The following is an 11,140-nucleotide window of genomic DNA, read 5'->3' on the forward strand; positions in this document are numbered from 1 at the left end:
TATAAAAAACTATAAAGAACTGTCCATTTTCTATACGCAGATAGAATAAATAAACAACAAAAAGCAGGTACTGAATCAACAGTAATAATAGATAGTAATCTACAATACTATTGACACCATACCTGCTTTTATTTTATAAGCAATAAAGAAATATCTATTTATAAAGTTTTATCATTAAATTTAAATGATTATAAAACTCTTCTTGCATTTACATATCTACTTGAATAGTAACTACTATTTATATTAGATATTGTTACCTTTTTTGATGAACCTGAAGATGCGTGTATCATCTCTCCATTTCCCATATATATTCCAACATGACTTACAGAGCCATTATTTGAACCTTGTGTATCAAAGAATATTAAATCTCCGCTTCTAAGGTCTCCTCTATTTACATATGCTCCATACTTACTTTGGTCTCTAGATACTCTTGGTATACTAACTCCAGCAGATTTTTTCATAACGTATTGTGTGAATCCAGAACAGTCAAAACTATTTGGACCTTCTGCTCCCCATACATATGGTTTTCCAAGTAGTGTCTTTGCAAAGCCTATTACACTATCAGCTCCCTGACTTGGAGAATTAGTTGAATCGGATGGAGTTGAAGTATCAACAGAACCTTTTTCTGCAAGATATTGACTTGATACATATCCTGTTTGGTCATCATGATTTACTTTTGTCCATCCACCATCTTCTGAGATACTTCCAACTTCAGTACCATAACTTAACGTAGCCACTTTAGAGTGTCCTGTTCCTGGTCCTGTTCTAAGGTTTAATGATTTTGCTGTTACAACTTTTGTATCCTTTACAATATCACTTGAACTGCTTCCATCATTTCCATTTGCAGAATCACTTAAGTTAGTTCCTAAGTATTTACTTGAAACATAACCGACTCTACCATTAGAACTTATTTTTGACCATCCATTTGACTCAGATATGTATCCAACTTCAGTACCATATCCCAAAGTAGATATTTTAGAACTTCCTGTACTTGGACCTGTTCTAAAGTTTAATCCCTTTGCTGTAACAACTTTTGTTGATTTTACTGAAGCATCATTACTTTCATTACTATTTCCTAGGCTATTTATTGATAAATATTTTTCATGCACATAACCTGTATTCCCATTATATTTAACTTTTACCCAAGAACCATCTTTTCCTATGTACTCAACTTTATCACCTTTGTAGAACTTTCCTATAGATGCATTATTTGTACCTGGTCCTTTTCTAAAATTTACTGCATTCCCTGTTATTGTTCTACTTTCTACAGTTGAACTTTCTATTTCAGACTCATTAGCATATGCTAAATTCCCCATTGTAGGCATTATTATCGCTGTGGCCATTATACTGGTTGCTACTCTCTTTTGATTAAAATTCATAACTTTCCACTCATCTCCTCTTTTCTAGTAGATTTATTTTTTATTTCTAACATAAAAGAAATAATTGACACTATTTTTAAATATCAATTATTTCTTTTATATTAATATTATTACAAATTTGTAACTATTTGTCTATAGTAATAATTCTATACCATAAATTACCATAAATATTTTTTAATCATAGAGAGGTTAAAACTCAGTTATATAGCCAAACTATATCTTATTAAACAATTTTATATTTTTTAACTTTTTTGTAACTTTTATAACCCTGTTGAACCAAATCCACCTTTTCCTCTTTCGGAATCACTTAATTCTTTAACTTCTTCTATATTAATCTCATATATAGGTTTTACTACCATTTGAGCAATCTTCATATGTTTTTCAACTTTAAAATCATTTTTTCCATGATTTATTAATATGATTTTAAGCTCTCCTCTATATCCCTCATCAATAGTTCCTGGTGTATTTAACACAGTAATTGAATGTTTTAAAGCAAGTCCACTTCTAGGTCTTACTTGCGCTTCTGTCATAGCAGGAAGTTCTATACATATTCCAGTTTTAATAAGTTTAGTCTCTCCAGAAGGTATTACAACCTCCTCTATAGAATACAAATCCATACCAGCATCACCTTTGTGAGCAAAATTAGGTATTATAGCGTCGTCATTTAATTTTTTTACTTTTAAATTGTACATTTTATATCTCCTTTCAATTTCCTATAAATATTATAACTTAAATTTCAGCCTCTTGAAGTTTTTTATTTTTTTGTGGTAATATAATTATTAGTGTTTTAAAGGAGGATTTTTTATGAAACTTGTACTTGCTGAGAAACCATCTGTTGCAAAAACTATAGCATCGTTTTTAGGTGCAAAGACTAGACAAGATGGTTACTTTGAAGGAAATGACTATATAATTACTTATGCAGTTGGACACTTAGTATCATTATATGATATGAAAGATTATGATAAAGATAAGTATTCTGGCTCTTGGAAAATGAATAACTTTCCATTTGTGCCTGAAAATAAGTTTAAATTCAAAATTGATAGTTCTAAAACAAAACAATTCAATACTGTAAAAAAACTTTTAAACAGAAAAGATGTGGAATATGTAATAAATGCCACTGATAATGACAGAGAGGGAGAACTTATAGCATTTTTAATATTTTTACTTGCAAAAAATAAGAAACCAGTAAAAAGAATTTTGGTAAATGAATGGACTCCAGAAGACATTACGAGAGGTATAAAAAACTTAAAAGATGAAGATGAAATGAGAAATCTTCAAGCTGCTGGATATACAAGACTTATTACTGATTGGTTAATTGGAATAAACTTCACTTCCGTTGCTACATTAAAATATGGAAATGGAAAATTATTAAATGTAGGTAGAGTAATTCTTCCAACAGTCAAATTAGTCTATGATAGGGATATGGAAATACTGAATTTTGTTCCCAAAACTTATTATGAAGTAGAAGGTCATTTTAAAGCTGAAAATGGTGAATATAAAGGTAAATATATTAAAGGTAAAGAAAGTAAATTTGACACACTTGAAGATGCAAATAAAATCATAGCTTCAATTACATCTCAAACTGGTAAAATACTAGATAAAAAAGTTACTATGTCAAAAGAGTATGCACCAAAACTTTTTAGTTTAACATCACTTCAAGGATATATAACTTCTAAGTACTCTAATTTTACCTCTGATAAAGTTTTAAATGTATGTCAATCTCTTTATGAGGGTAATGGTAAAGGTGGGTATATAACTTATCCAAGAACCGATTCTATTTTTTTAGAAGAAAGTTTAACTTCAAAGGCTTCTCAAACTTTAGAAAAATTAAAAGTCGGTCTTGAATATGAAAATAAAATTAAATTCTCCAAAACAAAAAGGGTCTTTGATTCATCCAAAGTAGATTCACATAGTGCTATAATTCCTACTTACATAATACCAAAAAATTTATCTAAAGATGAACAATTGGTTTATGATGCTATAAAAGATAGATTTGTAGCAAACTTTATGCCTCCTGCTGAATATGAGAATACAGAAATTAAGACTAAAGTAGATGATTGCACTTTTTTAACAAAAGGAAAAGTACTTAAATCAAAGGGATACCTTGAGGTGTATAATAAGGAAGAAAAAAACGATTTACTTCCATTTGTAAACAAGGATGATATTGTTGATGTCTTAGAGATAAAGCCATTAACCAAACAAACAACACCACCTAAATCATATACTGAAGATACACTTTTAAAAGCTATGAAAAATTGTGGTAAAAATGTACCTGAAGAAGACACAACTGTACTTTCAGGGTATTCAATAGGAACATCAGCCACACGTGCTGATGTACTAAAAAAAATAAGTCAAGTGGGCTATGTAAAGAAAAAAGGCAAATCTTACTTTATAACAGACCTTGGGAAAAATTTAGTTGAAATTTTTCCTGTTAAGGACTTATTTGATGTAGATTACACTGGTAAACTTGAAAAAAGTTTAAGTGATATTCAAAAAGGTAAATACACTAGAAAAGAATATCTTACTCATATTATTAGTTTTATATATCAAAATGTTAATATTATAAAACAGGATGCTTCAAAAAATATAAATACAGAGGCTTATACTTTTGATTCAAAAACTAAAAAATTTACCAAGGTAAAAGCAAAGGATTCAAAAAATAGTTCCAAAAAAAGTTTAACTGATTCTGAAAAGGAAATTGCTGTATCAAAAGATACAGATATCAAAAAAGAAAATAAAACCAATAATGAAAATACGTCTCTTGGTAAATGTCCTATTTGTCAAGGTGATGTTCTTGAGTTTGATAAAGGATTTGCTTGTAAAAATCATAAAGAGTGTAAGTTCGTTATTTGGAAAAATGACAAATACTTAAGCCTCTACAAAAAGAAAGTTAATAAAACTATGGTCAAAAATATTTTAAAAAAAGGTGAGACAAAAGTAAAATCTTTAACTTCTAAAAATGGAAACAAGTTTGATGCTACATTAAAATATAATAAAAATCCAGATACTGGCTACTTCAACTGGAAAATAGAATTTGAGAATTAAATAATATTCATAAAAGCAGAAATAGCAGTAGTATAATATTAAATATATTATACTACTGCTATTTCTGCTTTGTGTAAAAATTTAACTTTATATAATAACTTCTCATATGCACATTTAAACTAATTTTTTTACTATTTCTGATAGTTTAAGTGTATGTTCATCTAATAAAGTTAGTTCCTCATCAGAAAGATTTGATAGTTTCTTTACTATAGACTCTTTAAGAATAGATTGTACAATATCAAATAATTCAAATGCTTTATCTGTCAATTCAACTCTAAGAACTCTTCTGTCTTTTGGGTCAGGAAATTTATTTACTAAATTATGCTCTACCAATCTATCAATAATTGGTGTCATATTTGATTTTAGTATTCCTAAATTAGAAGCTATTTGAGAAATTGATGATGAGTTTGATGTCATAAGATAAAGAATTACCTTTGCATGTGATGGAGCCATTGGACACTCTCCAAAATACTCTTTCATCATATCTGAGTTGTTTTGAAATTTTTTTAACAAATCGTTTTCTTTGAATATATTATTTTGAAGTACAAATAAAAAGTCTAAAAAAGAGTCTGCTATTTTAAGTATATTATCGTTATCCATATTTGTAACATCCCTTCAATAAATACTGTAATAAAATATTCATTACTTATTATAGTATAAATTATAAACTATTAATAAATTTAAAACAAGAAAAAGTTATTGACTCATAATAATTATAAATTTATAATCAAATTAGAGAATTATAAAATGCCAAAAAAGGGAAGTTTTTTAATTAGCCTAAAACTAAACTTAAATTATAAGACACTTTAAATTCTACAACAAGCTAGTGTAAAATATAATAGGAGGAGATATGAAAAGATATTTAGTAGTTTTTTTAATGTGTAGTTCACTGTTCTTAGTTGGATGTGGAAAAACAGATGAACCTGAACCAGAAAAACCTATAGCAGTCTCTGTTCAAAAGGCAGTAGGTGGAGAAATAGAAAATACAAATGCTTTCTCAGGAACTACAAAAGTTAAAGATGAGACATCAGTTACTGCTCAAACTGCTGGCACAGTTCAAGAAGTTTATGTGAAACTTGGCCAAAATGTAAGAAAAGGTGATGATTTATTGAGTATAACTAGTGAAGATTTAGAAAACAGTGTAAAACAGTCTAAAGCATCACTAGATTTAGCAAAAGCAAGTTATGCAAATGCTACTGGGGGTGCATTAGAAGCTCAAGTGAATCAAGCAAAAACAGCTCTTGATAGCGCAAAACTTCAATATGATGAATCCCAAAGAAATTATGACAATAACAAGGTTCTTTATGAGCAGGAAGTAATTAGTTTAGACCAATTTAAAAAAATAGAAGTTGCTTTAGAACAATCAAAACAACAACTAGATTCTGCACAAAGAGCATACAATACAGCAACTTCAAAAAGTATACCTCAAGCTAAATCACTTGCTAAAAAACAACTTGACCAAGCTCAAGTATCATATAACTTAGCAATGAGTAACTTAGATAAGCTGACATTAAAAGCTCCAGTGGATGGAACAATCACAGCCAAAAACTTTGACTCAAAAGAGATGATAACACAATCACAACCAGCTTTTGTGATTTCTAATCCTAATATATTAGAAGTAGGCTTAAATGTAGCAGAAGCAGATATAGCTAAATTTAAAAAGGATGGTAATGTAGATGTTGTTATTGAAGACCAAAGAGTTTTAGGAAAGATAGATTATGTTCCTTCAGTAGTTGATCCTCAGACATCTTTATATCCTGTTAAAATACTTGTTACTAATACTAACAACAAATTTAAAGCAGGAATGTCTGCACAAGTAAACTTAAGCGTTGAAAAAGAAAATGGAGCTGTTACAGTACCTAAAAAAGCAATATTTGAAGAAAATGGAAAAAAATATGTATACATAGCAACTAAAGATAACATAGCAAAGAAAACATTAGTTCAAACTGGAATTGTAACAGAGGATAAAATAGCAATCAAAAGTGGTGTAAGTGAAAAAGATACAGTGGTTATTGGGGGGATAAGTCTTATTTCTGATGGAACTAAGATATTTCCTGTAGAAAAGGAGAAATAGTATTATGAATTTAACACATACTTCCGTTAAGCGTCCTCTCACAATCATAATGGTCTTCTTAGTATTAATAGTTTTTGGTGGTATTGGATATAAAAAAATGTCAATAAATCTAATGCCTGATATAGAAATACCTGTTGTAATGGTTATGACTACTTGGACAGGTGCAGGTCCTCAAGACGTTGACGAACAAGTTAGCCAAAAAGTTGATGAAAGTTTATCATCTGTTTCAAATGTAAGCTCAACTATATCAAGTTCACAAGAAAGTGTTTCTATGGTCGTAGCTCAATTTGAATTTGGAACCAACCTAGATGAAATAATGAACGATGTTAGATCTAAAGTAGATGCATTACAAACTAGTTTACCAGATGATGCAGCTAAGCCAACAGTACTAAAATTAGATATGAATGCACAAGCTATAGGTCAGCTTGTTATATCTGGTGGAAATAATAATGCACAAGCACTAAGAAAATACGCTGAAGATGTAATTCAACCTAAAATAGAATCTATAGATGGTACTACATCAGCAGACATTAAAGGCGGAGAAAAAGCTCAAGTTAATGTAATAGCTGACCCATCAGTTCTTTCAAATTATGGAGTTAGTTTATCGACTATAAAAGGTATTTTATCATCTAGTAATAAAACATTCCCTTATGGTTCAATTACTCAAGGTGAAGATAAGATAGTCTTAAGATCAATTGATAAATTAGAATCTTTGGATGATATAAAACAGATTCAAATTCCTGTAAAAGGAGGAAACACTGTTAACTTAGATACTCTTTGTAGTGTAGATTATGGATTTGCAGACAAAGATAGTATTTATAGATACAATGGAAAAAGCAGTTTAGTAATAGATATTTCTAAGCAACAAGATGCAAATACTGTAAAAGTTATGCAAGATGCATATAAATATGTAGATGAATTGAATAAAGAAAATCCACAATTTAAAATTAAAATTGCCAATGATACAAGTGCTTACATAAGCGAATCAATAAACAGCGTAATGAGCAATTTACTTATAAGTGCAGTTATTGCATTTGTAGTAATATTTGCTTTCTTAAAAAGTGTAAGAGCTTCATTAGTTGTTGCAGTGGCAATACCAATTTCTATAATAGGAGCAATAGCTGTTCTCTATTTTACAGGCGAAAGTTTAAACCTTATCACTGCAAGTTCATTGGTAATTTCAGTTGGTATGGTCGTTGATAATGCTACAGTTGTAATTGAAAACATATTTAAATACAGGAAAAGTGGTCGTTTGAGCATTGATGATTGTGCTATTGAAGGTACACGAACTGTCACCAATGCAATACTAGCATCAACATTGACTACTATAGCTATATTCTTACCTATTATGTTTACAGAAGGTATAGCCAAAATAACATTTGGGGCTTTAGGTAAAACACTTATAGCTTCTCTAGCCTTCTCTTTTATAGGTGCAATTACTCTTGTTCCTAGTGTATTTGCAAAACTAAGTAGAGGTAAAAGTAGTGAAAAAATGAAGGAAAAAGATAGCCCTATATTTGATAAGGTAAGTGAAGGATATAAAAGATTACTAAGTGTATGCTTGAGACATCAGAAATTAGTAGTAATATCAAGTTTACTTATATTTGTAGCTTCTCTATTCGGAATGAGCTTTATAGGTATGGACTTTATGCCTGCAGCAGATAAAGGAGAATTGGCTATTTCTATAGAACTTCCAAAGGGTCTTAGCTTAGAAGCTAATGATTATTATGTTTCTATGACAGAGAAAAAAGTTTCAGATATTCCAGAAATCAAGACATTGATAACAAGTTTGACATCAGACTCAAATAATAATAGTGCAAGTATAGCAATTGAATTGGAATCTCAAAAAAATAGAAAAAGAACTACCGATGAAATAGAAAAAGAAATAATTGATAGAGTTGCTACTGTTCCAGATTGTAAAATAAATGTAAGTCAAAATAGTAGTGTTATGGGTGGAACTTCAGGAGCAGACTTCACATTAGAGATGAAGGGGCCTGATTTGGATGTATTAAAGATATTAGGAAAAGAAGTTGAAAAAGAATTCAGTTCTATAAAAGGATTTAGAAATGTAGAGACTTCCCTTACAGATACAACACAAGAAGCTCAATTTACAATAGACAAACATAGAGCTCAAGAATACGGTGTAAATACAGCAGAAATTGCAGGATTATTGCGTACTGCAATAAATGGTGATTCAGTTACTACTGCTACTATTGATGACTACAAAGTCGATGTAAATCTAAAGTTTAAAGCAGATAGTATCGATAATCTGGAAGATATAAAACAGTTAAAAGTAAATTCTACAACTGGAAATGAAGTACCTCTTGGAGCTTTCTCGGACATAAAAATGGTAGATGGTTTACAGTCCATATCAAGAACTGATGGTGATTTTTCTGTAAATATAACTGCAACACTTGATAATTTAGATGCTGGTACAGCTACAAAATTAGCATTAGAAAAAACTAATAAGATGTTAATCCCTAAAGACTACTCTATTGGTGTTGGTGGAGAAACAGAAATGATGAATGAATCTATGGCCAGTCTTGGATTCTCAATGGTTATAGCCATAGCACTTGTTTATATGGTAATGGTAGCTCAATTTGAATCATTTAGTAAACCATTTATAATAATGTTCTGTGTGCCATTTGCATTTGTTGGAGTTGTACTTTCTCTTTTGGTAACTGGTCAAAGTTTAAGTACTGTAGGTATGTTAGGTATAATCTTACTTATCGGTATCGTTGTTAACAACGGTATAGTTCTTATTGACTACATAGAACAACTTAGAAAAGCAAATAGTAGTAATGATTTAATTGGATTGGTTTCAATTGGTTGTGCTGCGAGACTAAGACCCGTTTTAATGACAACTGCAACAACAATTCTAGGTATGTTACCAACAGCATTATCTCTTGGTGAAGGTGGAGAAACAATGCAACCACTAGCCGTAGTTATAATGGGTGGTCTTACTGTATCTACACTAATAACACTAGTACTTATCCCTACTATATATTTAATATTTGATAAGTGGGAAAATAAGTTTTCAGATAGGATGCCTAAAATATTTGGTAAAATAACAGATAAAATAGGAGATATAAAAGGAAAAATATTTAAGAAACCAAAATTAAAAGCTAAAATTTAAATATAAATGGAGGGCGATTGTATTGAAGAAAAAAGTTAGTAAAATAATTGCAATTGGATGTGGTGTTGGTATAATAACAGCTAATTTAATGCCAGCCTATGCAAATGATAATACTTCTTCTATAAATAAAGTTGATAATGCTACCTTAAGTGACTCGACTAAAAGAACGGCTGAAAAAGAACTTTTAACTGCTAGAGATGCTGTCAGTGCAGCAATTAAAAATAGTGAAAAATTAAAAATGAAATCAGAAGAAATAAAAATGTTAAAAGAAAAACTAGAAGTACAGGATGAATTTGATAGTTTTACTGGAAGTGACAACTCATTTCCATATGACCAAATTGGACTTCTTAAAAATCAAAGCGAACAGGCAAAATATTTTATGGAAGACCAAATAGCAAATGATATTACTAATAAGTACAATGATTTAGTATCAAGAGAAAATGAGTTAGATAAAATAAAAAATAATCTTGAGATAAAAACTAAAGAAATTAAAGATATGAAGCTAAAAAAGGATTTAGGTCTAGTGACATCATTGGAAACTGAGTCAGCTGAGCTTGAACTTCAGACGCTACAAAATACTCAAAAATCTAAACTTCAAGAACTAAAAAATAATCAAGATTATTTTAAGTTGTTGACTAATATAAATTTAGACAACTATCAATTAGATAAAGAATACCGTTTTGAGTCTTTTAGAGTAGGTGGTTCAGTTGATTCATACATGGAAGGTAAGGTTAATGAATACTTAAAGTATGACCAATTGATTTTAGAACGTACAGAAGAAAGTTTTAATGATGACGATGAAAATAAGGCAGATTTACCAGATAGACCTAATCTTACAAGACCAGTTGCTCCTACAAAACCAGAACAAGGTAGTTTAACTGATGCTGAATATGAAGTTCTTAAGAAGAAATATGATAAAGATTATGAGCAATATGAAAAAGCAGTTGAAGCATACAATCTTGAAAGACAGACTTATGCATCTGGACTTACTACATATGCAAATTATCTTCAACAAAAATATAATACTGAAAATGGCTTAGTTACACTAGAGGATAGTAAAAAAGCTCTAAAAAAAGGCTTGATTGATAGCTATGCACAATTACTTGCTTTAGAAGATACAATTGGAACAACTAAAAAACAGCTTGAATTATCGGAAAAACAATTAAAAAATACTAAGCTAAGATATGACTTAGGATTGATTACTCTAACTGACTATAAAAAACAAGTAGTAAGCAATGAAGATGCTAAAAATAGCTATGATACACTTATTGTAAACTATAATTCATTAAAAAATGGGATAGAAAAGCCATGGATACTTAGCGATGGAGGCAAAAAATAATACTGTTGTATAAAAGCATTTATTTACTAAAATAAATTTGGAGACTGTAAATTAATTTGTGCTTTTAAAGATAATTTCTACTTTATAGCAACAATTATTTATTTACTATTAATATTTCCCAATATATGAATTTTATTCTAATAAATTGTAAAAAATATATACTGGGA

General features: G+C 29.6%; 7 protein-coding genes. 4 read left to right on the forward strand and 3 right to left on the reverse strand.

Annotated features, from left to right (window positions below; all coding sequences use genetic code 11):
- Nucleotides 1-188: 188 nt before the first annotated feature.
- The gene (locus IC173_RS11620) at nt 189-1,379 is read right to left on the reverse strand and encodes a C40 family peptidase (RefSeq protein ID WP_227855580.1); all 1,191 of its coding nucleotides are present in this window, start codon (nt 1,377-1,379) and stop codon (nt 189-191) included.
- A gap of 260 nt (nt 1,380-1,639) precedes the next feature.
- The gene (dut, locus tag IC173_RS11625) at nt 1,640-2,071 is read right to left on the reverse strand and encodes a dUTP diphosphatase (RefSeq protein ID WP_227855581.1); all 432 of its coding nucleotides are present in this window, start codon (nt 2,069-2,071) and stop codon (nt 1,640-1,642) included.
- A 112-nt stretch (nt 2,072-2,183) separates the two neighbouring features.
- Between dut and IC173_RS11630 the strand changes: the two genes are divergently transcribed.
- Entirely contained in the window at nt 2,184-4,424 is a 2,241-nt protein-coding gene (locus tag IC173_RS11630; RefSeq protein ID WP_227855582.1) for a type IA DNA topoisomerase, read from the forward strand.
- 114 nt (nt 4,425-4,538) lie between these two features.
- Here the strand turns inward: IC173_RS11630 and IC173_RS11635 are convergent, their stop codons facing one another.
- Entirely contained in the window at nt 4,539-5,024 is a 486-nt protein-coding gene (locus IC173_RS11635) for a MarR family winged helix-turn-helix transcriptional regulator (protein WP_227432633.1), read from the reverse strand.
- Between the two features lie 250 nt (nt 5,025-5,274).
- Here IC173_RS11635 and IC173_RS11640 point away from each other — a divergent pair, with 250 nt between their 5' ends.
- The 3 genes from IC173_RS11640 to IC173_RS11650 are packed head-to-tail and all read left to right on the forward strand — an operon-like array spanning nt 5,275 to nt 10,973.
- Nucleotides 5,275-6,498, forward strand: a complete 1,224-nt coding sequence (locus IC173_RS11640) for an efflux RND transporter periplasmic adaptor subunit (protein WP_227855583.1) — start codon at nt 5,275-5,277, stop codon at nt 6,496-6,498.
- 4 nt (nt 6,499-6,502) lie between these two features.
- Nucleotides 6,503-9,634, forward strand: a complete 3,132-nt coding sequence (locus IC173_RS11645) for an efflux RND transporter permease subunit (RefSeq protein ID WP_227432631.1) — start codon at nt 6,503-6,505, stop codon at nt 9,632-9,634.
- Between the two features lie 22 nt (nt 9,635-9,656).
- Complete coding sequence (locus IC173_RS11650; RefSeq protein ID WP_227432630.1) at nt 9,657-10,973, forward strand: TolC family protein; 1,317 nt, start codon at nt 9,657-9,659, stop codon at nt 10,971-10,973.
- Nucleotides 10,974-11,140: the final 167 nt, after the last annotated feature.

It is taken from the genome of Clostridioides sp. ES-S-0048-02, from assembly GCF_020658495.1.
Classification (GTDB): Bacteria; Bacillota; Clostridia; order Peptostreptococcales; family Peptostreptococcaceae; genus Clostridioides.

Excerpts from the sequence above, each read along its gene's own strand:
- IC173_RS11620 (WP_227855580.1), bottom strand. The coding sequence starts at position 1,379 with ATGAATTTTAATCAAAAGAGAGTAGCAACCAGTATAATGGCCACAGCG.
- dut (WP_227855581.1), bottom strand. The coding sequence starts at position 2,071 with ATGTACAATTTAAAAGTAAAAAAATTAAATGACGACGCTATAATACCT.
- IC173_RS11630 (WP_227855582.1), top strand. The coding sequence starts at position 2,184 with ATGAAACTTGTACTTGCTGAGAAACCATCTGTTGCAAAAACTATAGCA.
- IC173_RS11635 (WP_227432633.1), bottom strand. The coding sequence starts at position 5,024 with ATGGATAACGATAATATACTTAAAATAGCAGACTCTTTTTTAGACTTT.
- IC173_RS11640 (WP_227855583.1), top strand. The coding sequence starts at position 5,275 with ATGAAAAGATATTTAGTAGTTTTTTTAATGTGTAGTTCACTGTTCTTA.
- IC173_RS11645 (WP_227432631.1), top strand. The coding sequence starts at position 6,503 with ATGAATTTAACACATACTTCCGTTAAGCGTCCTCTCACAATCATAATG.